Source organism: Arcticibacter svalbardensis MN12-7, from assembly GCF_000403135.1.
Classification (GTDB): Bacteria; Bacteroidota; Bacteroidia; order Sphingobacteriales; family Sphingobacteriaceae; genus Arcticibacter; species Arcticibacter svalbardensis.
The window spans coordinates 1-1,230 of sequence record NZ_AQPN01000066.1 but is presented as its reverse complement, the minus strand read 5'-3'; the positions used below and the strand labels follow the sequence as shown (position 1 = coordinate 1,230).

Annotated in this window: 1 protein-coding gene; it reads left to right on the top strand. The window is 31.7% G+C overall.

Going from position 1 to position 1,230, the window contains the following annotated elements; translation table 11 throughout:
• Positions 1-16: 16 nt before the first annotated feature.
• Entirely contained in the window at positions 17-958 is a 942-nt protein-coding gene (locus ADIARSV_RS08120; RefSeq protein ID WP_016194976.1) for a hypothetical protein, read from the top strand.
• Positions 959-1,230: the final 272 nt, after the last annotated feature.

The window sequence follows — 1,230 nt, the reverse complement described above, 5'->3', positions numbered from 1 at the left end:
TAACTAATTAAAAAAAATGAAGAAAATATTTTTAATGCTAACATTAGCCTATGCTGCAACAGCAGGTTGCAAAGAAAATTCAATGTTAACAGACAGCAGTAACTTGAACAATGAAGTTAAAGACAACAATATTCCTAACGTAAATGCTGCCAGTATTTATACAAGTAATATGAGTTATGTTTTGGGTGATGTAAAACAAGCATTTATTCAAAATAAAATTACTACAACAGCCCAAGCAGACAATCTTATTATAGGTTTTAAAACTATGAAAGTTAATGGTATAAGAATGCCGATTTACCCAACTGGAGCAAATCCCAATGTAACTATGTACGATTATTTCTACAATAAGGCAATTGCAGCAGGATTTAAAATATTTGCCAATCCTGCTCAATCAAGCGGCGGTAAGCACATTGCTTGCGGGTCTTTAACAGAAGATTGCACAACGCTTAATGTAACTGCCAAAACTATAGCATTGGTAAATGCAATTAAGGCCTATGCGACATCTTACAAGTGCACTTGGATTAATCCTTTTAACGAAGACGGTTCTCCTGGTGATATTTGGTCTTCTAGTCAAATGAATACTATATATTCATCACTTAAAGGTAAAGTGAATGGTGCAGGTTTGATAGGTCCTGATGTTTGGGGTATTCCTGGTAGTATTAGCGTTTTAAACAGTACAGCTATTGAGAATAGCATTGTTATTGCCAGTACCCATAATTTAGGGTTTAACCATACTTTATGGCCTTCATTTAAGACATTAGCTGCAGTTGCTAACTTACCAGTTTGGGATTCGGAGGTAAATGATAATGATGTTTATGGTACAGGAAGTCGCTTAGATGCAGCTTTAGCAATTAGCGTAAATGGATTGGTATTATATGATAGCTGGAGGTCAATCAGTTTAACTAACGGTTGTGTAAATTCAGCCGGTCAAGTAATGATGGATAAATATTTAAATTAGTAGCTAAAGGTGGATTTTCGAGATTAGAATTAAAAATGCAACTAGGTGTTTTAATTAAAAAAAAACTTTAACGATTTTTTTACAAAATAAATATTTTTAAAAAGTAACCAATAGCTTGCGTATTTTTAGCAGGCTATTCTTTTTTACAAAAACTCATTTAATGTTTTAAACTATGACAATGAATATTTTGAAGGTTGATAAAAATCAATAAGTTTTATAAAAATACTCATTGAAAAACATTCAATCTTAAATTTTAGTACGAATTAATTTAA

Coding starts and splice junctions, on each gene's coding strand:
- ADIARSV_RS08120 (WP_016194976.1), top strand. CDS start 17: ATGAAGAAAATATTTTTAATGCTAACATTAGCCTATGCTGCAACAGCA.